The 23,254-nt window shown below is 64.2% G+C and carries 29 protein-coding genes; 20 read left to right on the plus strand and 9 right to left on the minus strand.

Annotated features, from left to right (window positions below; all coding sequences use genetic code 11):
- Window positions 1–159 precede the first annotated feature (159 nt).
- Window positions 160–1,938, plus strand: a complete 1,779-nt coding sequence (locus DBO33_RS06105; protein ID WP_199856541.1) for an MFS transporter — start codon at window positions 160–162, stop codon at window positions 1,936–1,938.
- 43 nt (window positions 1,939–1,981) lie between these two features.
- Here DBO33_RS06105 and DBO33_RS06110 read toward each other — a convergent pair whose 3' ends face one another.
- The 3 genes from DBO33_RS06110 to DBO33_RS06120 form a co-directional block, all read right to left on the minus strand.
- Window positions 1,982–2,440: a nuclear transport factor 2 family protein gene (locus DBO33_RS06110; protein WP_107654144.1), complete on the minus strand. Its 459-nt coding sequence runs from the start codon at window positions 2,438–2,440 to the stop codon at window positions 1,982–1,984.
- Between the two features lie 115 nt (window positions 2,441–2,555).
- Window positions 2,556–4,595, minus strand: coding sequence for a M13 family metallopeptidase (locus tag DBO33_RS06115; RefSeq protein WP_107654145.1), 2,040 nt, complete (start codon window positions 4,593–4,595; stop codon window positions 2,556–2,558).
- Between the two features lie 95 nt (window positions 4,596–4,690).
- Window positions 4,691–6,739, minus strand: a complete 2,049-nt coding sequence (locus DBO33_RS06120; RefSeq protein ID WP_107660026.1) for a M13 family metallopeptidase — start codon at window positions 6,737–6,739, stop codon at window positions 4,691–4,693.
- A gap of 343 nt (window positions 6,740–7,082) precedes the next feature.
- On the opposite strand from DBO33_RS06120, the gene rplN reads away from it, so the two are divergent.
- The 8 genes from rplN (at window position 7,083) to DBO33_RS06160 (ending at window position 11,094) form a co-directional block, all read left to right on the plus strand.
- Window positions 7,083–7,451, plus strand: coding sequence for a 50S ribosomal protein L14 (gene rplN / locus DBO33_RS06125; protein ID WP_107654146.1), 369 nt, complete (start codon window positions 7,083–7,085; stop codon window positions 7,449–7,451).
- A gap of 1 nt (window position 7,452) precedes the next feature.
- Complete coding sequence (gene rplX, locus DBO33_RS06130; RefSeq protein ID WP_107654147.1) at window positions 7,453–7,770, plus strand: 50S ribosomal protein L24; 318 nt, start codon at window positions 7,453–7,455, stop codon at window positions 7,768–7,770.
- Window position 7,771: 1 nt separating this feature from the next.
- Window positions 7,772–8,335 (plus strand): 50S ribosomal protein L5, encoded by a 564-nt coding sequence (gene rplE, locus DBO33_RS06135; protein ID WP_107654148.1) that lies wholly within the window; start codon window positions 7,772–7,774, stop codon window positions 8,333–8,335.
- A gap of 2 nt (window positions 8,336–8,337) precedes the next feature.
- Window positions 8,338–8,523, plus strand: coding sequence for a type Z 30S ribosomal protein S14 (locus DBO33_RS06140; protein ID WP_040731429.1), 186 nt, complete (start codon window positions 8,338–8,340; stop codon window positions 8,521–8,523).
- 191 nt (window positions 8,524–8,714) lie between these two features.
- Window positions 8,715–9,017, plus strand: a complete 303-nt coding sequence (locus DBO33_RS06145) for a WXG100 family type VII secretion target (RefSeq protein ID WP_107654149.1) — start codon at window positions 8,715–8,717, stop codon at window positions 9,015–9,017.
- A 12-nt stretch (window positions 9,018–9,029) separates the two neighbouring features.
- Window positions 9,030–9,332, plus strand: a complete 303-nt coding sequence (locus DBO33_RS06150) for a WXG100 family type VII secretion target (protein ID WP_107654150.1) — start codon at window positions 9,030–9,032, stop codon at window positions 9,330–9,332.
- A complete protein-coding gene (locus DBO33_RS06155; protein ID WP_107654151.1) occupies window positions 9,329–10,744 on the plus strand; it encodes a WXG100-like domain-containing protein in 1,416 nt (471 codons plus the stop codon). Before DBO33_RS06150 ends, DBO33_RS06155 begins: the two co-directional genes overlap by 4 nt.
- Window positions 10,741–11,094: a DUF6086 family protein gene (locus DBO33_RS06160; RefSeq protein WP_107654152.1), complete on the plus strand. Its 354-nt coding sequence runs from the start codon at window positions 10,741–10,743 to the stop codon at window positions 11,092–11,094. Before DBO33_RS06155 ends, DBO33_RS06160 begins: the two co-directional genes overlap by 4 nt.
- A 117-nt stretch (window positions 11,095–11,211) precedes the next feature.
- On the opposite strand, the gene DBO33_RS06165 is transcribed toward DBO33_RS06160, so the two are convergent.
- Together DBO33_RS06165 and DBO33_RS06170 are read right to left on the minus strand one after the other, a co-directional pair.
- Window positions 11,212–11,955, minus strand: a complete 744-nt coding sequence (locus DBO33_RS06165; RefSeq protein WP_199856542.1) for a hypothetical protein — start codon at window positions 11,953–11,955, stop codon at window positions 11,212–11,214.
- Window positions 11,956–12,686: 731 nt separating this feature from the next.
- Window positions 12,687–13,082 (minus strand): nitroreductase family deazaflavin-dependent oxidoreductase, encoded by a 396-nt coding sequence (locus tag DBO33_RS06170; protein WP_107654153.1) that lies wholly within the window; start codon window positions 13,080–13,082, stop codon window positions 12,687–12,689.
- 87 nt (window positions 13,083–13,169) lie between these two features.
- On the opposite strand from DBO33_RS06170, the gene DBO33_RS06175 reads away from it, so the two are divergent.
- On the plus strand, window positions 13,170–13,748 hold the full coding sequence (locus tag DBO33_RS06175) for a TetR/AcrR family transcriptional regulator (RefSeq protein WP_107654154.1): 579 nt from the start codon (window positions 13,170–13,172) through the stop codon (window positions 13,746–13,748).
- A gap of 39 nt (window positions 13,749–13,787) precedes the next feature.
- Here the strand turns inward: DBO33_RS06175 and DBO33_RS06180 are convergent, their stop codons facing one another.
- The gene (locus DBO33_RS06180) at window positions 13,788–13,976 is read right to left on the minus strand and encodes a hypothetical protein (protein WP_228540923.1); all 189 of its coding nucleotides are present in this window, start codon (window positions 13,974–13,976) and stop codon (window positions 13,788–13,790) included.
- Window positions 13,977–14,730: 754 nt separating this feature from the next.
- Here DBO33_RS06180 and rpsH point away from each other — a divergent pair.
- From rpsH to map, 9 genes are all read left to right on the plus strand, one after another.
- Entirely contained in the window at window positions 14,731–15,129 is a 399-nt protein-coding gene (gene rpsH / locus DBO33_RS06190; RefSeq protein ID WP_069161946.1) for a 30S ribosomal protein S8, read from the plus strand.
- Window positions 15,130–15,144: 15 nt separating this feature from the next.
- On the plus strand, window positions 15,145–15,684 hold the full coding sequence (rplF, locus tag DBO33_RS06195; RefSeq protein WP_107654157.1) for a 50S ribosomal protein L6: 540 nt from the start codon (window positions 15,145–15,147) through the stop codon (window positions 15,682–15,684).
- 2 nt (window positions 15,685–15,686) lie between these two features.
- Window positions 15,687–16,094: a 50S ribosomal protein L18 gene (rplR, locus tag DBO33_RS06200; protein ID WP_107654158.1), complete on the plus strand. Its 408-nt coding sequence runs from the start codon at window positions 15,687–15,689 to the stop codon at window positions 16,092–16,094.
- A gap of 28 nt (window positions 16,095–16,122) precedes the next feature.
- Entirely contained in the window at window positions 16,123–16,782 is a 660-nt protein-coding gene (gene rpsE, locus DBO33_RS06205) for a 30S ribosomal protein S5 (RefSeq protein WP_107654159.1), read from the plus strand.
- Entirely contained in the window at window positions 16,782–16,961 is a 180-nt protein-coding gene (rpmD, locus tag DBO33_RS06210) for a 50S ribosomal protein L30 (protein ID WP_107654160.1), read from the plus strand. Before rpsE ends, rpmD begins: the two co-directional genes overlap by 1 nt.
- A gap of 1 nt (window position 16,962) precedes the next feature.
- Window positions 16,963–17,406: a 50S ribosomal protein L15 gene (gene rplO, locus DBO33_RS06215; protein ID WP_107654161.1), complete on the plus strand. Its 444-nt coding sequence runs from the start codon at window positions 16,963–16,965 to the stop codon at window positions 17,404–17,406.
- Window positions 17,407–17,587: 181 nt separating this feature from the next.
- A complete protein-coding gene (gene secY / locus DBO33_RS06220; protein WP_107654162.1) occupies window positions 17,588–18,910 on the plus strand; it encodes a preprotein translocase subunit SecY in 1,323 nt (440 codons plus the stop codon).
- Window positions 18,907–19,452, plus strand: coding sequence for an adenylate kinase (locus tag DBO33_RS06225; RefSeq protein ID WP_107654163.1), 546 nt, complete (start codon window positions 18,907–18,909; stop codon window positions 19,450–19,452). Before secY ends, DBO33_RS06225 begins: the two co-directional genes overlap by 4 nt.
- A 6-nt stretch (window positions 19,453–19,458) precedes the next feature.
- Window positions 19,459–20,256 (plus strand): type I methionyl aminopeptidase, encoded by a 798-nt coding sequence (map, locus tag DBO33_RS06230; RefSeq protein WP_107654164.1) that lies wholly within the window; start codon window positions 19,459–19,461, stop codon window positions 20,254–20,256.
- Between the two features lie 562 nt (window positions 20,257–20,818).
- On the opposite strand, the gene DBO33_RS06235 is transcribed toward map, so the two are convergent.
- From DBO33_RS06235 to DBO33_RS06245, 3 genes are read right to left on the minus strand one after another with little or no spacing between them, the layout of a single operon-like run.
- Window positions 20,819–21,610, minus strand: coding sequence for a class I SAM-dependent methyltransferase (locus DBO33_RS06235; protein WP_107654165.1), 792 nt, complete (start codon window positions 21,608–21,610; stop codon window positions 20,819–20,821).
- 41 nt (window positions 21,611–21,651) lie between these two features.
- Window positions 21,652–22,080: a DUF4254 domain-containing protein gene (locus tag DBO33_RS06240; protein ID WP_107654166.1), complete on the minus strand. Its 429-nt coding sequence runs from the start codon at window positions 22,078–22,080 to the stop codon at window positions 21,652–21,654.
- On the minus strand, window positions 22,077–22,535 hold the full coding sequence (locus tag DBO33_RS06245; protein ID WP_107654167.1) for a DNA-directed RNA polymerase subunit beta: 459 nt from the start codon (window positions 22,533–22,535) through the stop codon (window positions 22,077–22,079). Before DBO33_RS06245 ends, DBO33_RS06240 begins: the two co-directional genes overlap by 4 nt.
- A 437-nt stretch (window positions 22,536–22,972) precedes the next feature.
- On the opposite strand from DBO33_RS06245, the gene DBO33_RS06250 reads away from it, so the two are divergent.
- Entirely contained in the window at window positions 22,973–23,254 is a 282-nt protein-coding gene (locus DBO33_RS06250; RefSeq protein ID WP_107654168.1) for a PLD nuclease N-terminal domain-containing protein, read from the plus strand.

Here is a 23,254-nt window from a genome sequence, read left to right on the forward strand (position 1 = left end):
GCCCCCTTCGAGGAAGATCTCAGCCGGTTCGGTCGAGCTACCGCCAGCGTAATTCAGCCAAGGCTAACCTATCTAGCCCGTCGGCCGACCTCGGCCCTCTTGATGGTTAGATCGGCTAACTATATAGTTTGCGAAGATAGCGACCTGCGAGGGGCTGCCGTGACGATTCCATCCACCGATCTCGATCTCGGCGAGGTCGGCACCATCCGCCGCAGGCTGCGGTACGACCGGGAGCACCCGCGCTACAAGTGGATCGTGCTGACCAACACCACACTCGGGGTGCTGCTCACCGCGATCAACTCGTCCATCGTGCTGATCTCGCTGCCCGCGATCTTCCGCGGTATCGGGCTGAATCCGCTCGACGCGGGCAACGTCGGATACCTGCTGTGGATGCTGATGGGCTACCTGCTCGCGACGGCGGTGCTCGTCGTCATGTTCGGCAGGCTCGGCGACCTCTTCGGCCGAGTTCGTGTGTACAACTTGGGTTTCGCGGTGTTCGCGCTCTGCGCCCTCGCGCTGTCCTTCGATCCGTTCCACGGTGGCGCGGGCGCCCTGTGGATCATCGTCTGGCGGGTGGTGCAAGGCGTCGGGGGCGCCATGCTGACCGCCAATTCCGCCGCCATCCTGACCGACGCCTTCCCCGCGAAGCAGCGCGGAACCGCACTCGGTATCAATATGGTCGCGGCGGTCGCCGGCTCCTTCCTCGGCCTGCTGATCGGTGGCGTGCTGTCGGAATGGGATTGGCGCGCGGTGTTCTGGGTGAGTGTGCCGATCGGCCTGTTCGGCGCGTTCTGGTCGTACCGTTCGCTGCACGAGGTCGGCATCCGGACGGCGGGCAAGGTCGACTGGGCGGGCACGATCACCTTCGGACTCGGCCTCACCGCGCTGCTCACCGGCATCACCTACGGGATCCAGCCCTACGGCGGGCAGGCCACCGGCTGGTCCAGTCCGTGGGTGCTCGGGTCGGTGCTCGGCGGCATCGTTTTGCTCGGGGTGTTCTGCGTGGTGGAGAGCAAGGTCGCCGACCCGATGTTCCACCTCGCCCTGTTCCGTAACCGGGCCTTCGGGCTCGGCAATTTCAGCAATCTGATGGTCTCCATCGGCCGCGGCGGCATGCAGTTCATGTTGATCATCTGGCTGCAAGGCATCTGGCTGCCGTTGCACGGCTACGACTTCGAGTCGACCCCGCTGTGGGCAGGTATCTACCTGCTGCCGCTGACCGTGGGATTCCTTGCCGCAGGGCCACTCTCGGGCTGGCTGTCGGATCGCTACGGCTCGCGTCCGTTCACCACCGGCGGTGCGTTCCTCGCCGGACTGACCTTCTTGCTGTTGCTGATCGTCCCCGTCGACTTCAACTATTGGGTGTTCGCCGCGATCATCCTGATCAACGGCGTCGGCAGCGGATTGTTCTTCTCGCCCAACACCGCGGCCATCATGTCCAGCGTGCCTGCCGCGCAACGCGGTGCGGCCTCCGGCATGCGCGGCACCCTGTTCAACGGCGGCAACGCACTGTCCATGGGAATCTTCTTCTCGCTCATGGTCGTCGGCCTCGCCGCCAGCCTGCCCTCGGCGTTGGACGCGGGCCTGCGCGCCCAGGGGGTTTCCGTAAGCGCGGCCGCTGAGGTCGCCGCGATGCCGCCGGTAGCAAGCATGTTCGCGGCGTTCCTCGGCTTCAACCCGATCCAGGAATTGCTCGGCCCCACCGGCGAATTGAGCAAACCCGGCGTGCACGCCGACACCCTCACCGGCCAGGAATTCTTCCCACATCTGCTCACCGGGCCGTTCCATACCGGTCTGGTGGTCGTCTTCGTCGCCGCCGCGATCATGATGTTCCTGGCGGCCGCCGCCTCGTTCTTCGCGGGCGACAAGTATGTGCACGACGAGCAGGCCGAACTCGCCGAAGCCGACGAGCTCGCTGCGCCGGTGCCCGCGCACTGATCGAACTTCATTGGAGATGAAACTTTATTGGGCCCAATGACTTCTATGCGGAAGCGGCACGGTCCTCCGGCAAGGGCGCGCAGACCTCCGCGATAGCCGCCGTATCCCAGTAGAAAGGATGCACCTCCGAAATCCGGCCGTCGGTGATCGTAATCGTCTGCAGGATAGGGAAAGTGAGCTCCCGCCCGGTGCTGCGTGCGCGGGCGCGGACCAGCGTGTGCACCACCGGTGTTTCCCCGGTTGCCAAGAACTGCTGTTCCAGCAGTTCGAAGATCTCCCAGGTACGCGCCATGGCGAGGAAGAACTGCTCCATCCCCGCGTGCCCACGCCAGGTTCCGCCATAAGGCAATCCGGCAGCTTGATGCAGCACCACGTCGGTGGCGAAGTACGGAGCGAGCAGGTCGAACGAGGCACTGCCCGGCCCACCCGCCGCCATGTACTGCGCCTCGGCCGCATACATGCTGGTCAATACGGTCATCGGAGCAGTGGTGGATCGCGTCATGCGCCCAGTGTGCCCAGCTCCGGCGGCCGGGACCGGCGCTAATCGGACGTGGCTTTCGCCGTAGCAGCCCAGGCTTCCCGCACGCTGGGTGCATGCGGGAAGTCGAGGGCTGCGATCAGAAGGTGACGCGCTGATCCGGCGCCATGAAGAGTTTGTCGCCTTCCTTGACGCCGAAGGTGCGATAGAACTCCTCCAGGTTGCGTACGACCTGGTTGCAGCGGAATTCCGCGGGGGAGTGGGTATCCGACGAGAGGTAGCGAACCGTGAGTTCCTTGGTCTGCTTGTCGCGCCAGCTGCGGGCCCAGGACAGGAACATGGTGCGGTAGTCGGGATCGTCGATGCCGCGCCGCTTTTCGGCGATTCGGAACGCGGCCAATGTGATCTGCAAACCGCGCAGGTCGGCGAGATTTTCACCGACGGTGAGTTCACCATTGACGTGCTGGCTCGGCTCGAGCCCTTCCGGCACTAGTGCGTTGTACTGGTTGACGAGCTGCTTGGCCTTGGCGTCGAACGCGGCCCGATCCTCGGGGGTCCACCAGTCCCGACGGTTGCCGTCGCCGTCGTATTTCGAGCCCTGATCATCGAAGCCGTGGCCGATCTCGTGGCCGATGGTCGCCCCGACGGCACCGAAGTTGACGGCGGCCTGGGCGTCCTTGTCGAAGAACGGCGGCTGCAGGTAGGCGGCGGGGAAGACGATCTGGTTGGAGCTCGCCGAGTAGTAGGCGTTCACCGTCTGCGGCGACATTCCCCATTCGGTCTTGTCCACCGGACCGCCTAGCCGGGCGAACGCACGTTTGACTTCGAATTCATTGATGGCGAGCAATGATTCGATCAGCTTGCCCTTGGTGATCTTCAGCTTCGAATAGTCGACCCACTTGTCCGGGTAACCGATCTTCGGATCGATCTTGTCGAGTTTCGCCAGGGACGCCTCCCTGGTCGCAGGCGACATCCAGGACGAATTGGTGAAGTTCTCCCGATACGCGGCGATCACATCGTCGAGCATTTCTTTCGCGCGCTGCTTGGCCTCTGGCGGAAAGTACTTCTCCACGTACACTTTTCCGAGCTGTTCGCCGAGTTTCTCGTCGACGATGCCGACACCGTACTTCCAGCGCTCCGGCCGCTCTTCCTGCCCGTTGAGCACGCGGCCCTTGAACTCGAAGTTCGCGTCGTTGATCGCCTTGGGCAGGAACGGTGCGAACTCGCGCAGCACGCTCAGCTTCAAATAGTCACGCCAGGTGGGGATGTCGACCTCGGTCCACAGCTGGCCCGCCGCGGTGATGAAGGACGGCTGGCCGACCACCATCGTGTCGAACAGCTGCTTCGGCCGGTCGGTATTGCCCGCCAGCCACGGGTCCCAGTCGAATCCCGGTGCGAGAGCGACCATGTCTTTCCAGCTGTACAGGTTGTACGTCGCGTCGGCATCGCGGTTGCGCACATTGTCCCAATGCGCGGGCGCGATGCGCTTCTCCAGATCGAACACGCGCTGCGCCATCGCGGCGGGATCGGCGAAACCCGCACCGGCGGCGATGCGTTCGAGGAACACCCGGTATTGCGCGAGCACCTCGGCGTTCTCGGGCTTGCGGTAGTACTGCTCGCCGAGCCCGAGCCCGGACTGGCCGACCGAGGGAATGTAGGCGTTGGAGTTCTTCCGGTCCGTGCCGATACCGAGTCCGATCAGTCCGCCGATCGGCAACTCGGCCATCACCTTGGCCAGGTCGGGCTTGGTCGCCGCGCCGTCCACCTTGGCGAACAGCCCGGCCAGCGGGGTCATGCCCAGCCGCTCGATCGTGTCCCAGTCCACCCTGGCGTCGTACAGGTCACGGATCTGCTGCTCCTCGGAGCCATCCTTGGGATCCTTGATGCCTTCGACGATCTCGCGCAGTTGCTGCTGGGTGCGTTCGAAGGCCTCGCTCGTGGAGCCGAAGGACGTCTTGTCCGGCGGCAACTGGTACTCGCGCAACCACTTCCCGTTGACATGCCGGTACAGATCGTCCTGCGGCCGGATCGCCTCGTCCGCGCCACCCATGTCGACGCTGGTGAGCGTCTTACTCGTCTCCTTGGTATCGCTCGCGCAGGACGCGAGCGCGGCAGCTGCCGGCACCGCCCCGAGCGCGATCAGGAAGGCACGACGGTCCAGCTGTCCGAGACGTGTCACGCGGATTCCTCTCCCGATGCGGTCCGCCGCATCCTCGTCAGGCGCAATTTGTTCGCCCGAGGCTACCCGCCCGCCGTGCTACCGGCTGCCCCATCTCACAGGGTGACCCGCTGGTCCGGTGCCAGGAAAAGCTTGTCGGCCGCCACGACGCCGAAGGTGCTGTAGAAGTCGGCGATATTGCGGACCACCTGATTGGCGCGGAACTCGTTGGGCGAGTGCACGTCCATGGTGAGCATCCGCTCCTTGGTCTGCTTGGTCGCCTGCTGCCGCCAGATCCTGGCCCAGGACAGGAACACGGTCTGCAGGCCCGGTTCCGAACCGTCGCGCTGCGCGGCGGCGCGGTATGCGGCGAGTGCGATCTGCAGACCGCGCAGGTCGGCGAGGTTCTCCCCGACGGTCAGCGCGCCGTTGACGTGTTTGCTCGGATCCAAGCCGTCGGGCACCAGCGCGTTGTACTGCTCGATCAGCTGTTCGGTCTTGGCTTCGAAGGCGGCGTTGTCCTCGGGGGTCCACCAGTCGCGTCGATTGCCGTCGCCGTCGTACTTGGCGCCCTGGTCGTCGAAGCCGTGCCCGATCTCGTGGCCGATCACCGCGCCGATGCCGCCGAAGTTGACCGCGGGTGCGGCATCGGCGTCGAAGAACGGTGACTGCAGGATGGCGGCGGGGAAGGTGATCTCGTTGGCGGTCGGGTCGTACATGGCATTGACCGTCTGCGGTGGGAAGCCCCACTCGGCTCGGTCGACCGGTGTGCCGAGCTTGCCGAGGGATCGGTTGACCTCGAAAGCCCTTGCCGCCCGCAGGGATTCGACGAGCTTGCCCCTGGTGATCTTTACCCCGGAGTAGTCGATCCACTTGTCCGGATAGCCGATCTTGGCGACGATCTTGTCCAGCTTCGCCAGCGCCGCCTGCCTGGTCGGCGGCGACATCCACGACGAGTTGGTGAAATCTTGCCGGTAGGCGTCCATCAGATCCGCCACCAGCGCCTTGGCCCGCTCCTTGGCTTGCGCTGGAAAGTGTTGCTCCACATACAGTTTGCCGAACGGTTCGCCGAGATACAGGCTGACCGTCGCGAGGCCGTCCTTCCAGGGCTCCTGGCGCTGATCGCGGCCTTGCAGCGCCTTGTCGACGAAATCGAAGGCGGCGTCGGCAATTTGCTTGGGCAGGTAGGGCGCGAATTCCTTGACGACACTGATGCGCAGGTACTCCCGCCACCGATCGATGTCGACCTCGGTCCACAGTTGTCCCGCGGTCGTGACGAACGACGGCTGCCGGACCACGATGCTCTCGAAGAGCTGCTTCGGCCGGTCGGTACTGCCCGTCAGCCACGGATCCCAATCGAATTCCGGTGCGAGCCTGGTCAATTCGGACCAGCTCAGCAGGTTGTAGGTGGTGTCGGGGTCCCGATCGCGGACGCTGTCCCAGCAGCCTGCCGCGATGCGGGTCTCCAGGTCGAGCACCCGCTGCGCGGTGCCGGCGGGATCGGTGAACTTCGCGCCCGCGGCAATGCGTTCCAAATAAGTGCGGTAGGCCGCGAGTTGCTCGGCGTACTCGGGCTTGCGGTAGTACTGCTCGTCCAGATTGATGTCGATGCCGGACTGGCTGACCATGGCGATGTAATTGGCGGAGTTCTTCTGATCGACCACGACCTGCAACCCGATCAAGCCCGCGATCGGCAGCGAGCCCATCACGCGAGCGAGGTCCGCCTTCGTCGCCGCGCCGTCGATCGCCGCGAGCAGATCTGCGACAGGTGTCATGCCGAGTCGCTCGATCTCGTCGCGGTCGAGCCTGGCGTCGTACAGATCGCGGATCTGCTGTTCCGTCGAACCCGGCCGTGGATCGCGGATGCCCTCGACGATGCCCCGCAACTGCTGCTCGGTGCGATCGTTGGCCTCGTCGAACGACCCGAACGACGACTTGTCCGGCGGCAGCCGATAGTCGCGCAACCAGGCGCCGTTGACGTGGCGATAGAGGTCGTCCTGCGGGCGGACCGCCGGATTCGCGCCTGCCAGATCGACGCCGGTGAGCCGAATATCGGAGGTTTGTGATTGCTGGGAGCAGGAGGCCAGCGCCGCCGCGGCGGGCGCGGCCGCCAGGGCGAGCAGGAAGGCGCGGCGATCGAGACGAGCGGACGAGCTCAAGAGCATCCCCTTTTCGGTACGGTCGAGCCGAACGGTGCTTCGTTGATCTTGCTCGATCCGAGGGTAGTGGCGCGCGCCTGCTAGCCCGAGTTTCCAGGTGCGCGTCAGCACCCCCTGGATTACCGACCGACCCCCGATTTGGGAACGACCTGGGGATTCACCTACACTAGACCGGTTGCCTGCGGGAGCTATGCCCGCAATCCGGCAGTGAACCCCCAGTGGTTGGTTCTCGAGTTGCACATTCAGAGCCACGAAACCGCTGGCAGGCGCGCGTCCGGAGGGCAACTGACCATGCCCGTCGGGTCGGCAATCCGGCGTGCGTATACATCCAGGTCCAGGAGGAGCTGAAGTGATTCAGCAGGAGTCGCGACTGCGCGTCGCCGACAACACGGGCGCGAAGGAAATCCTTTGCATCCGCGTTCTCGGTGGTTCGTCGCGTCGCTATGCCGGTATCGGCGACATCATCGTCGCTACCGTGAAGGACGCTGTCCCCGGTGGCAACGTCAAGAAGGGTGAGGTCGTCAAGGCCGTCATCGTGCGCACCACCAAGGAGCGCCGTCGCCCGGACGGTTCGTACATCAAGTTCGACGAGAACGCGGCCGTGCTGATCAAGGCGGACAACGACCCGCGTGGCACCCGCATCTTCGGCCCGGTCGGCCGCGAGCTGCGCGAGAAGAAGTTCATGAAGATCGTTTCGCTGGCCCCGGAGGTGCTCTGACATGAAGGTGCACAAGGGCGACACCGTGCTCGTCATCTCGGGTAAGGACAAGGGCGCCAAGGGCAAGGTCATTCAGGCCTACCCCGAGCGCAACCGCATCCTGGTCGAGGGCGTCAACCGGATCAAGAAGCACGTCGCGAACTCCGCCAACCAGCGCGGCGCCTCTTCGGGCGGCATCGTGACCCAGGAAGCTCCGATCCACGTGTCCAACGTGATGATCGTCGACTCCGATGGCAAGCCGACCCGCGTCGGTTACCGGACCGACGAGGAGAGCGGCAAGCGGGTCCGGATCTCCCGTAACAACGGGAAGGACATCTGACATGACTACCTCTGAGCAGACCCAGCCGCGTCTGAAGGCGCGCTACCGCGCCGAGATCAAGGACGCGCTGAACAGCGAGTTCAACTACGCCAACGTCATGCAGATCCCCGGCGTGGTCAAGGTTGTCGTGAACATGGGTGTCGGCGACGCCGCCCGGGACGCGAAGCTGATCAACGGCGCCGTCAAGGACCTGGAGCTGATCACCGGTCAGAAGCCGGAGATCCGCAAGGCGACCAAGTCGATCGCGCAGTTCAAGCTGCGTGAGGGCATGCCCATCGGTGCGAAGGTCACCCTGCGTGGCGATCGCATGTGGGAGTTCCTGGACCGTCTGGTCTCCATCGCGCTGCCCCGTATCCGCGACTTCCGCGGCCTGTCGCCGAAGCAGTTCGACGGCAACGGCAACTACACGTTCGGCCTCAGCGAGCAGTCGATGTTCCACGAGATCGACGTGGACTCCATCGACCGTCCGCGCGGTATGGACATCACCGTCGTGACCACCGCGACGAACAACGAAGAGGGCCGCGCCCTGCTCAAGCACCTCGGCTTCCCGTTCAAGGAGAACTGACGATGGCCAAGAAAGCACTGCGGATCAAGGCTGAGGCCAAGCCGAAGTTCGCCGTTCGCGCCTACACCCGCTGCCAGCGTTGCGGTCGCCCGCACGCGGTCTACCGCAAGTTCGGCCTCTGCCGCGTCTGCCTTCGTGAGATGGCGCACCGCGGTGAGCTGCCGGGCGTGCACAAGAGCTCCTGGTGAGCTTGCGCTCTTCGTGAGTGCGCCCGCGTAAGCGGGAACCCGTACAAAGGCACGGCCTCCACTGGAGGCCGTGCCTTTGCGCGTTTATTCGCGGTGTGGGTCGAATCCAACGGAACCGCCGCGGTGCCTGGTGCGTCATACAAGAAACGGGGACAGATCACCGCCTGCATCACCATCGAGAGGAGTGGGCCATGGGAGAGCTATCGGTCGAGCCCGAAGAGGTGAAAGCGTTGGGGCGGATGGCCTACCAGATCGCGGACGAGCTGAAGTCCGGGTATTCGTCGCTGGTCACCGACACGAAGGTCACCATTGATAGCTGGGCGGGGAACAACGCCGGTGCTTTCACGGCCGCGTGGGACGAGTTCCACGAGGGTGCGGACCAGGTATGGGACGCATTGTTCGAACTAGCCGAGAAGCTCGGGGTCACCGCCGAAACCCTGCGCGCGACCGACCGGTCCTACGCTGCCAGCCTCAGCTCCCTGGACCTTCCTTGATCGGGGCATCCGATGACCGGTGAGACACCAGCATTCTCGGTCGACCTCGCCAAACTCGAGGAGTTGGCCGCTCGCATGCGCGCATACAAGGCGGCCGTCGCCGACCGCTTGGCCGAGCTCGAGGCGAAGGCCAAGGAAGTCGAGGGCGTGTGGGTCGGCGCCGCAGCAGTGGCCTATAGCGAGGCACATACCGAGTGGGCCGCAGGTGTCACCGACATGCAAGACGGGCTCGCGACCCTGGAAGACGCCCTGAAGAAAGCCCACGAAAGCTACACCAACGCCGCCTCCCAAACCCTCCGGATCCTCGGCATATGACCGAGAGACTCGAGGTGGATCCCAAGGTCTATTACCAGGCCGCCACCAACTGCTTCGACGCCGCCGCCGCCCTCAACGACAGCTTCAAATACGTCTTCGCCGAACTCAACAGCTGCGGTCAGATGGCAGGCCGAGACGAAGACGGCCGAGCCTGGGCCACCTCCTACGACGAGTCGGCCCGCGAAACCGTATCCTTCTTCGACCAAACCTTCGCAACCCTGCGCGCCTACGGCACCGCCCTCAACGACCTCGGTTTCGAACACGCCAAATCCGATGCGGCGCTGAAAGGTACGGCCCAGCCCGACCGCCCCGCCGACGCAGCATCGACCCTGACCTTCGGCCCCTACGCCCTCCCCGCCTCAGCCGCCGGCGGCACCCCACAAGGCCTGGCAAAAACCTCCATCGAAGTACTCGACGCCATCAACTGCCCCCTCCCCGACGGCAACACCGACACACTCACCAAAGCAGCCGACGCCTGGGACCGCCTCGGCACGATCTACCAGAACACCAACGCCAAAGACAAAATCACGATCTCCGCCAGTCTCTTCGACGGAGTGACCTCCAAAGACGCGGTACAGGTCCGCGAAGACCTGAAGACCCTAGAGACCTCCATCGGAGCTCTACTCGACACCTGCAAGCGGATCAGCAAGACCTGCCTCGACTACAAGCAATCGATCGAAGAACTACGTAACGAGATCAAGGGTTTCATCGAAGCCATCATCGCCGAGGCCGCGATCACTGTGGCGGTCACCGTCATCGCCACCTGCCTGACCGGCGTCGGCGGCGTGATCGCCGGCGCCAAAGCCGTCGAGTCGGCCCGACGCTGGGCCGAGAAGATCAAAGCCGCCGTCACGGCCTGGCGAGCGCGGAAGGCCTTGCAGCTCAAAGGGTTGGCCGACGACGCGAAGGCCGCGCTGGCAAAAGGGAGACAGGCCGTCAAGGACCTTCGCGACCGGCTGGGGAAGAGCGATCCGTCAGACGCATCAAAAAGGAAGCCCGAAGTTGACACGAATTCGGGTGTCAAGTTCGAAGATCCCCGCAGGCCGAAACTTGGCAATGATGGAAAGTATCACGTCAAGGATGGTGACATCGAGGTGCAGATAGATCAGCCCGGCGATCTTTCCCGCACTATTACTGATATCGACGAAATCAAAGATGGTGTGCTGTGGGAACACAAGTCTGCGACGAGTGCGAGTGATGTCGACAAATGGGTGGAAAAGCAGGTAACTAAAAAGCTTGATTCGTACGTCGACGCACGGCAATACATTGCTGGACATGAGAACTCTTCGATAGGGCTGAAATTCACCAACCCTGGTGCAGATCCGACCTTCCGTGCAGCTGTCGAAAAGGCGGTCTCTGATATGCGTGTCAAGCATCCCAATGCGCAGATCCTGGTAGAGTGGGCTGAATGAGCTACATTTTCGATATCGGTGATGAGACGGTTTGGAGCCCATCGTTACGAGTGGGTGACTTGTACGTCCGGATGCTTCATGATGTCGCATCGGTTCTAGGCGTGCCCGCTGGGTTGAACGCGGTTTCTTCTGATATGTGGGACATTGATATCGAAGCCTTCGAAAAACTTGTCAAGCTGATGTACGAAACGTACTTCAGCAGTGGACACCAAGTCTTCAAGATCCTGCTCGAAGGTGTTCTGGCCCCTTCCATCGTGCTACTGGAGCGCGGTGGAAAGAAAATTCGGCCCGACACCGACCAAGAGCGCGACTTTCGCGATAAGGCGCTTATGTTGTCGATGGCTAGATGAAATGTGTTCCGAAAGATTTGCGTCCACGATTTATCAGCACCGCCCACGCTGGGCAAAAGCCAGAGTGTCACGATAGAGCACCGAAATCTTCGGTGGCTCGTTGAAGCAGCGGCAGGTTCAGAGGTCGGCCGTGGTCGCCGCCGTCTCGAGTGCGTGCAACGAGACATAGCGTTGCCTCTGTGTAAACGCCGATCCACGCCCTACACCCTGATGTCTGATCGGGCTAGGTAAGGAACGGTGTTGCGGGTCACCTTGGTGAGATAATAGGAACACTTGGTACACCCCTTCCGTCCAGCCGAGCGCCCGGGACGTTTCGATAACCGATGCGATCTTGCGGTCGTTCGAATCTTGTGAACCGCTCAGACTGAGGGCTGAATCAGCCGACCAGTCGACACCATCACGCCGATGTCTAACCAACGGCACATCTGTCTGAATGACGGAGTCGGTGTAGAACGCTATTCGCTCAATGGCTCGAAATGTGCGACCTGCTTGGCATACGTACGCATGACACTTCTGGTACAACGGCCATGCCGAGCGTGCGGCCACAACTACTGTGTCGGACGACGCGATCGGACGCTCAGCGTACGTCTCCATGGCCGCGCTGATATGGGTCAGCCACTTCTCAGCATCGTGGTCGATATAGCCCGCGACTTCGATGATTCGGCGAATCTCGAATGGAACATCGAGGTTTAGCATCGAATCATGGTGTGCCAGTCGGTTTCTGAACTTGCGCACGCCCTCGAGTGCGCTCGCGACTTGCTTCCGGCGTCCTGAGGAATTAGGAAAAGCATGGTGCAGGCAGTCGCGCCACAGCTGCTCGTATTTGACCCCCAGTAGTCCGGACCAGAACCCGAAGCTCAAACCAGCGACGATCTGATCTCGAGTTTCCCGTCCCTGGGGGGCGCAGCCGTGTCCGAACCACCTCGACCGCGTTTGATACGACCTCGCCGCCCGGCGTTGGCAACAGGAACCATGGGATACCGCACGAATGCTCGGCGCAGTGGTCACGTAGGGCGGCATCGAGTGCGTTCCGTAGCAACACTTCCAGATGGCCCAACATCTCGAATGATGCAGCGGCGGTACGAGCGCTCCACAGGTATAGGGAGAGAGCTGCGGCGCGGTCCCCGTTGCTGGCACGCAGGTACGGCGCTGTGCGCGGCTCGGAGAGAAGTTCCCACACCTTCGTGCCGCCGTCGTCGACGCCCCCCGTCATGGCTGGTATTGTAGCTTTCGAACGCCCCAGTGTCGCCTCTGAGCAATCACGCGCCTGGGGCTCCTTCATGTCTAATGCCGGATCGGTGGGCTATCACGATTTTGCTGTCAGCTGGGCGTTCCAGTCATGACTACGTCGCAAGCGCGTAGAGCCTTGCAGCTCAAGAGGATTGCCAAGGATGCGACGTCAGCGTAGCGAAACAGGCTGTAGGACCTAGGTGAGTGACTAGGCAAAATCCCAATTCGTTGTACCTAATCAAGCCCAAGAAGTTCGGAAACCTCTGCAGGGAGCGGACTTCCAAGACTGGTGTACAACCGGACGTTCGAATCTCCGAGACCGACTGAATCCGCGTGCTATCGGTCACGGTGCGGCTCGATGTTCAGCGTTTCAGTTCACGACGAATCTCGACGCTGAGGAAGTCGGGTGCTGCGAGCACTTGGCAGAGCATGAAGCGGATGAACGATGGCATCTCGGCGGCGGTTTCGTCGCGGTATACGCGGGGGTTGTCGACCTCGTAGCGGCGCCGTCGGGATTCGAGTTGGCATCCGCTGGCGGCGAGAACGTTTCGCACCCAGTCGGATTCGGGGCCGTACGTCAGCGCGATGACGTATCTGTCGTCGCGCCGGAAGGCCCATAGCGGTGTTCGGAAGGTTCGACCGGATTTGCGTCCACGATGTATCACCACTGCCCAGCCCGGCGCCCAGGGTGCGATGAATCTGGTGATCCGGTTGAGCCCTATCCGGTTGACGCGGGCGATCCAGCGTGGAGCAGGCATTCCAGGAACTCCTCAGTTGTGGAATTACTGCTGCCAGCGTATCTCTGCGGGCAGCAGGAAATCAACGCTTGTAGAGTTTCTGGCACCATGCCTCCGATCGGACGACGGCCCGGCAAGGCCGACACCAGGGAAGTCCTGTTGGCGACGGCGCGCCGCCGCTTCGCCGAAGCCGGCTACGACAAGACGACGGTGCGCGAGATCGCTGCGGAAGCCGCTGTCGATCCCGCGCTGATCAGGCACTATTTCGGCAGCAAAGCTGACCTGTTCCGCGCGACTATGGGATGGCCGTTCGAGCCTGCGGACCTCGCGGCGCGGATCACCGCTGGTGACCCACGCGGGATAGGGGAGCGGCTGACGCGGGTGTTCTTCGAAGCCTGGGACCACCCGGAAACCCGCGCCCCGCTGTCGGCCATCCTGCGCGGCGCCGCCACCCACGAGGAGTCCGCGAACCTGGTCCGGCAGTTCATTCAAGGCCAGGTGTACGCACAGATCGCGGCAGTACTACCCGGCCCGGATGCGGAATTGCGGATCGACCTGGCGATGGCCCAACTCCTCGGCATCGCCTATCTGCGCTACATCCTGCGGGTAGAGCCCATCGCCTCGGAAAGCCTGGATGAGTTGATCGCCCGAGTCGCCCCGGCGATCAAGACTCATCTGGACGTCTGATCGCGCGTGGGCGACCGCTGGCGGTTTACGGCAGGGGGCTCAGTTCTGCTGGCCGAGCAGTTCCAGCGAGCGCTGGTGCGCGCTGACTGCCAGCGCGGTTTCCCGCGCAGCGTCGGAGCCGCCTTGCCCGGCGAGGTAGGTGTGCAGATTGGCTTTCGCCTCGTACCAGGCCGCGCGTTCGATGTCGCCGGCCTCGGCGGTGGGGCGGTTCAGAGTCAGGGCAGTCATTTCGACCATGACGTTCACCCGCGGGTCCTCCTCAACGATGTTTCAGATGTATCGGTCGGTACACCGTGACCCGCGTTCGAAGTGTTACGCCAGTCGGGAGTACCCAACCAGTGTGCGCAGCTCTATCTCCGCGCAATAGAGGTCACGTGACGTTCGCTGAGGTGTCCTCTCGAGGTTGCTGGATCGCGTATCCGTGGCGGTGAAGATCACCAGGACCCCGGCTTGCAGTGGAATTGCGATCTTGTTGCGTTCAATAAGCTGCAAGGTTGCCAGCGGACTCGTGTGGCGACCGGTGCAATTAGTCCGCCACCGATCGAAGCTGAAGAGCAAGGCCATGAGGGTTGGCTCGGCAGGCAGGTTTCCTCGCGGCTGTGCCCGACATGCCGCCATCGAACCCGATCGCGTGGTCGGTCATCCCGTGCGGGAGACAAGCCGACGCTTCAGGCCCCGACGCGCACCCGCCATCTACCCGACCCGGAGGCGCGACTCAACCTTGCCCGCGACCCGGATTTGGGTCTCAGCTGGGCGTTGTCTACACTAGACCGGTTGCCTGGGCACAACTGTGCCTGCATGTCTTGGTGCACTGCACCGACGTGCGGCCCCGCCCTGGCACCGAGAACTCGTTCAGAGAACTCAACTCCGGTCGGCAAGCGTCGACCGGACCAGCCCAATTGCTGTAGGCCCACGATCGGCATGCCTTGTGCTCGCCGGTGTTGCATGGGAACCGTAGCGAGAAAGGTGTCGAGGTCTAACCATGACCATGACTGATCCGATCGCGGACTTCTTGACTCGTCTGCGCAACGCCAACTCGGCGTACCACGATCAGGTGAAGGCTCCGCACTCGAAGCTCAAGGCGAACATCGCCGAGATCCTCAAGCGCGAGGGCTACATCGCCGATTACCGGACCGAGGACGCGACCGTGGGCAAGGCCCTCGTTGTCGACCTCAAGTACGGCCCCAGCCGTGAGCGCAGCCTGCAGGGCCTGCGCCGCGTCTCGAAGCCGGGTCTGCGTGTGTACGCGAAGTCCACCAACCTGCCCAAGGTCCTGGGCGGCCTCGGCGTGGCGATCATCTCCACGTCGACCGGTCTGCTCACCGATCGCCAGGCGGCCAAGCAAGGTGTAGGCGGGGAAGTCCTCGCCTACGTCTGGTAAGGGGAGGTAGGACAAATGTCGCGTATTGGCAAGAAGCCCATCGCAATTCCGGCCGGCGTCGAGATCACCATCGACGGCCAGCGCGTGTCGGTGAAGGGGCCCAAGGGCACCCTGTCGCACACCGTTGCCGAGCCGATCACCATCTCCAAGGGTGAGGACGGCCAGCTCGAGGTCGTCCGCCCGAACGACGAGCGCCAGAACCGCTCGCTGCACGGCCTGACCCGCACCCTCGTCGCCAACATGGTCGAAGGCGTGACCAAGGGCTACGAGAAGAAGATGGAAATCTTCGGCGTGGGTTACCGCGTGCAGGCCAAGGGCTCGAACCTGGAGTTCGCTCTGGGTTACAGCCACCCGGTGCCGATCGAGGCGCCGGAGGGCATCACCTTCGCGGTGGAGTCGCCCACCAAGTTCTCCGTGTCCGGTATCGACAAGCAGGCGGTCGGTCAGATCTCCGCTGTGATCCACGGACTGCGCAAGCCCGACCCGTACAAGGGCAAGGGCATCCGCTACGCCGGCGAGGTCGTTCGCCGCAAGGTCGGAAAGACGGGTAAGTGATCATGGCGCAAACCGAAAACCAGATCGCCAAGCGCAAGCCGCGCGGCAAGGACGCGTCCACGACGCGTCGGCTGTCGAAGACCCGCCGTCACTTCCGTCTGCGCAAGAAGGTCGAAGGCACCACCGAGCGTCCGCGCCTGGTGGTCAACCGCTCCTCGCGGCACCTGCACGCGCAGCTGGTCGACGATTCGATCGGCAAGACCATCGCCGCCGCGTCCTCGATCGAGGCCGACGTGCGTGCGCTGGACGGCGACAAGTCGGCCAAGAGCAAGAAGGTCGGCGAACTGCTGGCCGCGCGTGCCAAGGCTGCCGGCGTCGAGGCCGTCGTGTTCGACCGTGGTGGTCACGACTACCACGGCCGCATCGCGGCGCTCGCCGACGCTGCTCGCGAAGGTGGGTTGAAGTTCTGATGATCAAGACCAACGGAAGGAACGTCTGATGCCGGGACGTCAACGGCGTGACGGCGGCAACGGACCCGCCGGACAGCAGAATGGTGCCGCCGGTGGCGGCGACAACCAGCGTGGTGGCGGCCGCGACCGCCGCGGTGGCAACGACCGCCGCGACCAGCAGGCCGAGAAGAACCAGCTCGAGCGCGTAGTCGCGATCAACCGCGTCTCCAAGGTCGTGAAGGGTGGTCGTCGCTTCAGCTTCACCGCCCTCGTGATCGTCGGTGACGGCAACGGTCTGGTCGGCGTCGGCTACGGCAAGGCCAAGGAAGTTCCGGCGGCCATCCAGAAGGGTGTCGAGGAGGCTCGCAAGAGCTTCTTCCGCGTCCCGATGATCGGCAGCACCATCGTCCACCCGGTTCAGGGTGAGGCGGCGGCCGGTGTCGTCATGCTGCGTCCGGCCTCGCCCGGTACCGGTGTGATCGCCGGTGGCGCGGCGCGTGCCGTGCTGGAATGCGCTGGTATCCATGACATTCTGGCGAAGTCGCTCGGTAGCGACAACGCCATCAACGTCGTGCACGCGACCGTTGCGGCGCTCAAGATGCTGCAGCGTCCGGAAGAGGTCGCGGCTCGCCGTGGCCTGCCGCTCGAGGACGTTGCCCCTGCGGGCATGCTGCGTGCGCGCGCCCAGGCTGCGGGAGGTGCCAGGTAATGGCAGATCTCAAGGTAACCCAGATCAAGAGCACGATCGGCGCCAAGCAGAACCAGCGTGAGAGCATGCGCACGCTCGGCCTGCGCAAGATCCGGCAGACCGTGGTTCGCGAGGACAACCCGCAGAACCGTGGCCTGATCAACGTCGTGCGCCACCTCGTGACAGTTGAGGAGGTCTGACATGACCATCAAGTTGCATCATCTGCGCCCCGCGCCCGGTGCCAAGACCGAGAAGACTCGGGTCGGCCGTGGTGAGGGTTCCAAGGGTAAGACCGCGGGCCGTGGTACCAAGGGCACCAAGGCACGCAAGAATGTCCCGGCCGCCTTCGAGGGTGGGCAGATGCCGCTGCACATGCGGCTGCCCAAGCTCAAGGGCTTCACGAACCGGTTCCGTACGGAATACCAGGTCGTGAACGTCGGTGCCATCGCCAAGCTGTTCCCGGAGGGCGGCGAGGTCGGCAAGGCCGAGCTCGTGGCCGCCGGCGCGGTTCGCAAGAACCAGCTGGTGAAGGTTCTCGGCGACGGCGAGATCGGCGTCGCGGTCCAGGTGACCGTCGACAAGGTCACCGGCGCTGCCAAGGAAAAGATCACCGCGGCCGGTGGCTCCGTCACCGAGCTGGGCTGACGGTACTCTGACAATCAATGGCACCGGACGAGTGAAAGCTCGTCCGGTGCCACTGTTAGAGTTCAAGTTGTTGTCTGCCAAGCCTCGTCATGGTTTTCAGCGTCCCCAGATGCCGAATCATCGGATCTGCGGTTTGCTTGAAATTTCCATGTCCTGACCATGTCGTTCGCCAGGAGGATCTGTGCTTTCCGCCTTCGTATCGGCCTTCCGGACTCCGGACTTACGGCGGAAGATTCTCTTCACGCTGGGGTTGATCGCGCTGTACCGTCTGGGTGCCGCGTTGCCGTCCCCCGGCGTCGATTACAAGAACGTGCAGGCGTGCGTCAAGCAGGTGTCCGGCGGTGAAGACGCCGGTATCTACCAGCTGATCAACCTGTTCTCCGGTGGCGCGTTGCTGCAGCTGTCGGTGTTCGCGATCGGCATCATGCCGTACATCACCGCGAGCATCATCATCCAGTTGCTGACCGTCGTCATCCCGCGGTTCGAGGAACTGCGCAAGGAAGGCCAGTCCGGCCAGACCAAGATGACGCAGTACACCCGGTACCTGTCGATCGCGCTCGCGGTCCTGCAGGCCACCGGCCTCGTCGCGCTCGCCTCTCGTGGCCAGCTGCTGCAGGGCTGCGACAAGGAGATCATCTCCAACAACGGCATCTTCGCCATGATCATCATCGTGCTGGTGATGACCGCGGGTGCCGCGCTGGTCATGTGGTTCGGCGAGCAGATCACCGAGCGCGGTGTCGGCAACGGCATGTCGCTGCTGATCTTCGCCGGTATCGCCGCCCGCATCCCGACCGAGGGCAAGTCCATCCTGGACAGCCGCGGCGGGCTGGTCTTCGGGCTGGTGTGTGTCGCCGCGCTGGCGATCGTCACCGCGGTCATCTTCGTCGAGCAGGGCCAGCGCCGCATTCCGGTGCAGTACGCCAAGCGCGTGGTCGGCCGGAAGATGTACGGCGGCTCCTCGACCTACCTGCCGCTGAAGGTCAACCAGGCCGGTGTCATCCCGGTGATCTTCGCGTCCTCCCTGCTGTACCTGCCCAACCTGGTATCCCAGCTCACGTCCTCGCAGAACAACCCGGACCCGAGCTGGTGGCAGGAGATCATCGCCAAATACCTGGTGAACCCGGGCAACCCGGTCTACATCGCGATCTACTTCGGTCTGATCGTGTTCTTCACCTACTTCTACGTCGCGATCACCTTCAACCCGGAGGAACGCGCGGACGAGATGAAGAAGTTCGGTGGCTTCATCCCGGGGTACCGCCCCGGCAAGCCCACCGCGGATTACCTCAATCATGTGCTGAGTCGCATCACCCTCCCCGGCTCGATCTACCTCGGTCTCGTAGCTGTCCTGCCGAATCTGTTCCTCGACATCGGTGCCTCCGGTAATACCCAGAACCTCCCGTTCGGCGGCACCGCGGTGCTGATCATGGTGAGCGTCGGCCTGGACACGGTGAAGCAGATCGAGAGTCAGCTGATGAATCGAAATTACGAAGGGTTCCTCAAGTGAGAGTTGTACTGCTCGGTCCGCCGGGTGCCGGCAAGGGCACCCAGGCCGTCCTCCTGTCGGAAAAACTGGGCGTCCCGCACATCTCCACCGGGGATCTGTTCCGCGCGAACATCAGCCAGCAGACACTGCTCGGCCGTGAAGCACAGAAGTACATGGACGCAGGCGATCTGGTGCCGAGCGACATCACCAACCGCATGGTCGAGGCCAGGGTGAACGAGCCCGACGCCGCGAACGGCTTTGTCCTGGACGGCTACCCGCGCACGGTCGACCAGGCCGACGCGCTGGAGAAGATCCTCAAGGACATCGACACCAAGCTCGACGCGGTGCTGTGCTTCGTGGTGGCCGAGGACACCGTCGTCGAGCGGATGCTCGCCCGCGGGCGCGCCGACGACAACGAAGGCGTGATCCGCAACCGGCTCCGGGTGTACCGCGAGGAGACCGAGCCGTTGCTCGAGCACTACGACGGACTGGTCGTCTCGGTGGACGGCGTCGGCGAGGTCGACGAGGTCAACGCGCGCGCACTGCGTGCGCTGGGACACTGAGGCCGAATGGTCTTCAACCGCAAGAAGAAGGTCGTGCCGTTCCGCACGGCGGGCGAGCTCGATGCCATGGCCGCGGCGGGCGCGATCGTCGGCCGCGCCTTGGTCGCCGTGCGTGCGGCCGCCAAGCCGGGGGTATCCACCCTCGAACTCGACGAGGTCGCCGAGCAGCTCATCCGCGATGCGGGTGCGGTGCCGTCCTTCAAGGGCTACCACGGTTTCCCCGGTTCGATCTGCGCGTCGGTGAACGACCGTGTGGTGCACGGGATTCCGACCGCGGCAGAAATCCTGACCGAGGGCGACCTGGTCTCGATCGACTGCGGCGCCATTCTGGACGGCTGGCACGGTGATTCGGCGTGGACGTTCGGCGTCGGCAACATCATCGAAGCCGACCGGCTGCTGAGCGAAGCGACCAAGCTGTCCATGGAGGCCGGCATCGCGGCGATGCTGCCCGGCAATCGACTCTCCGATGTCTCGCACGCCATCGAACTGGGCACCCGCGCCGCCGAGCAGGAGCACGGCCGCGCCTACGGCATCGTCGACGGTTACGGCGGGCACGCCATCGGCCGCGAGATGCACCTGGATCCGTTCCTGGCCAACGAGGGCGACCCGGGCAAGGGACCGAAACTCGTGGTCGGGTCGGTCCTCGCGATCGAACCGATGCTCACCCTCGGCACCACGCAGACCCAGGTGCTCGACGACGACTGGACCGTGGTCACCGTCGACGGCACCCGCGCCGCCCACTGGGAACACACTGTCGCCGTCACCGAGAACGGCCCGCGCATCCTCACCCTCCGCCCGGAGTAGGCGGAGTGCGGGCGCGCCGACTATAAGCGCCGCTCGACTCCTGCCCCTCCACGCGGAAGGTCGGGCGGCGCAACAGTTTGCGCCAGACACTGGCGGTCGGTGATACGCGCGGCGAGGAGTCGATGCGCACCGACGCCGGCCCCCGCCGGACGATCTCGCCTCGTGATCCGCCTGCGGCACATTGCTGCCGCTACCGAATCGTGGACGATACCCAGCTGCGTCGCTGGATCGGTGTCGTCGTTCCTTGCGCCTGCTGCGCTCGACCGTGACGTTGTGCCGAGCGGCGTTGCTCGGTGTCGAATCAGGTCGACATTTGTGCCTGATCCTGCGGTACCTGAACTCTGACTTTCTCCGGTACCTGAACTCTGCTGAAAGCGTATGTCCGGGTGGGTGCGGCCGACGCGAGTAGACCACTACTCGAATACGGTTGGCGCACCACGCGGTTCGAGTCCGCGTCACCCGCAGCGCGACGAGCACCCGCATCGGAAAAGTACGCGTGGTGTGCGAATTCCCTTGCGGCAGGTAGTCCTCGCCGACGGTGCGAAGGACCGGTAGCGGTCGGTCAGTTGTCTCGAAGTTCGGCGCGCAGCACCAAAGTCACTAGGGGAAGGTCGAATTCGCCCTCCGCCGTCTCCGGCCTGCTGCGCAGGTATTCAGTGATGCGGTGCAGCACCTCGGCCCGTTGCTGCGGTGACACCACCAGGGTGTGCGAATGGGTGCCGATGGTCGCGGCCAGCGACTCCGCGGTCCGCCGCTGGGCATGCGGGAATTCGGCGCGTTCGAAGATCTCGAACAGCGGGTGCTCGGGCAGCTGGGCGTCACCGAGTTCCGGCGGCGGCGCGGACGCGTCCGAGCGGGCGACCCGCCCCAATTCGGCGACCCAGTCCACTCGCGTGTCGTCGGTGTTCCACAGCGCCGCGAAGGTCCCACCCTTGCACAGCACCCGGGCGAACTCGGGAAACGCACGCTGCTGATCGAACCAGTGGAAGGCCTGGCCCGCGACGATCGCGTCCACCGACCCGTCCGGGAGCGGAATCTCCTCCGCCGACCCCTCCAGCGCACGCACCCCCGGCAGCCGCCGCATCAGCTCGACGCGCATGCCGTCGTCGGGCTCCACCGCGATCACCGACGCGCCTACCGCGAGCAGCCCCTCGGTGAGCTTGCCGGTGCCCGCCCCGAGGTCGACAACGATCGGCGCCGGGACGGTCGGCACCGCCTCCAGCGCCCACCGGATGGCCGCCAGGGGGTAGTCCGGGCGGTGTTCGGCATAGTCCATGGCGTGGGCGCCGAAGGAGGAGGCCCGCCGGGCATGCAGGGCACGCTTGCTCGCATCTCGATCAGTCGTATTCCCCATGCGCCCACCCTAAGTCCGGGCCGCCGCCGATCGTGCGAGATTTACGACGCGCCGGGTAATCGGCGCACGCCCGCGGACACCTCGGCGGCGAGGTCGTCGTAGCCGACGGCCAATTCCGCGAGCCGCTGCCAGGCGTCCCACAGGTCCCACTCGGAGGCACTCGCCAGCGCGGCGTAGGCGTTGGCGGTGAACTGGGCGAGCCGATCGATCACGGCACCGACCGTCTCGGTGTGCACGTGCGCGGCACCGTGCGCGGGCGGCAGCTGGACGGTGATCCAGCGGTCGATGTCGCGCACCAAACTCGCTCGCAGCGCGTCGATTTCGTCGGTGACCTCACGGCCCGCGCCCAGTCTGCGTTCGTGCAGCGTGGTCAGTTCGTGCGCGCACCGCAGCAGCGGGTTGTTCTCCGGGTGCTCACCCCGGCAGGCTTGCAGCACTTGATGTTTCGCGGGGAGTTGGCCCGTCGTCATCGGATACCTGTGTTCCGGCAGGAGCGCACGGTGTCCACGATCGACGTACCGGCGGGCCGAAAGCGGTTCTCCGGTGCCACAATCCACTCGCGGTACCCGGCGTGCGCATCGGCGGGCGAGGGCAGCGCGATCTCACCACCGATCGGCACGATCGAGACGTTGAGCCGGAACAGTTCCGCGAACAGCCGTACGTCGTCGGGCAGATCCGGCCGGACCAGAAAGGTCCAGCGCTTCGAGCGCACATGAGAGATAACGGGGCCCAATGGATTTCGATGATGTATCAAATCGTCGTGGACCTGCTGACCGAGCGCGGCGGGCATGGTTATCGCGCCGACGAATCCGGCGCGGACGATGATCCGGCCGATCTCCGGAACGAATCCGGCGGGGAGGTCGCAGGGGTGTCGGTAATAGGCGCATCGGGCGGCTGGGGTTTCCGCCAACGCCAGTTGGTCCATGAGAAGAGCCTCGACTAGCATCGTGTGTCTGGTGAAGCCGCCCGAGCTGGTGCGTTATGGACACTGAGGGTGACCTACAACACCGTTCGGGCGTGATCTCAGTAGAGCACTCCATGGCAGGGCATAAACGTTCCGTTCAATTAGTTCTCGAGAAGTTTGCCTGGGAGTTTCGCACCGTCTGCCCGGTTGACGTGCGGATCCGTCCAGCTGCACGTCGCCCCTCGATTCCGGCGTCAGTGCCGCGGCGCAAGATTGCGAACTGGGGGTACTTTAATACTTGATTTTCGGCCGACCCCGAGGCCGGCAACGCGGGCGCACCACCCCGACGTCGCACGCCGGGTCATCCCCGAGGCGTACACCGCCAACCGTAGGGGCGTCAGCAAATTCAGGGTTTGTCACCGATGTGCGGCGGCGGGCCCGTCCCTACGCTGATCGGTATGACAACGATTGCTCTCGCTTCCGCCCCGGCCCTGGCCAGCACCGCCGAAACGGCAGGCTCGATCGCCCTCGGCGTTTTCGCCGTAGCCGTCGCGCTCGGCGCCCTCGTCTTGTTCATCGCGGGCGTGGTGAGCGCGCTACGGTCCAGCAACTACGAGGCCGCCGGCAAAGCGATCTGGGTGCTGCTCATGCTCGCGTTCCCGTTCCTCGGCCCGGTGGTGTGGTTCATCTGGGGCCGTAACTCGACCATTCAGCCGATGCGGCCGAACACCGCCCTCTAA

The sequence above is a fragment of the Nocardia suismassiliense genome (assembly GCF_900269665.1).
Taxonomy (GTDB): Bacteria; Actinomycetota; Actinomycetes; order Mycobacteriales; family Mycobacteriaceae; genus Nocardia; species Nocardia suismassiliense.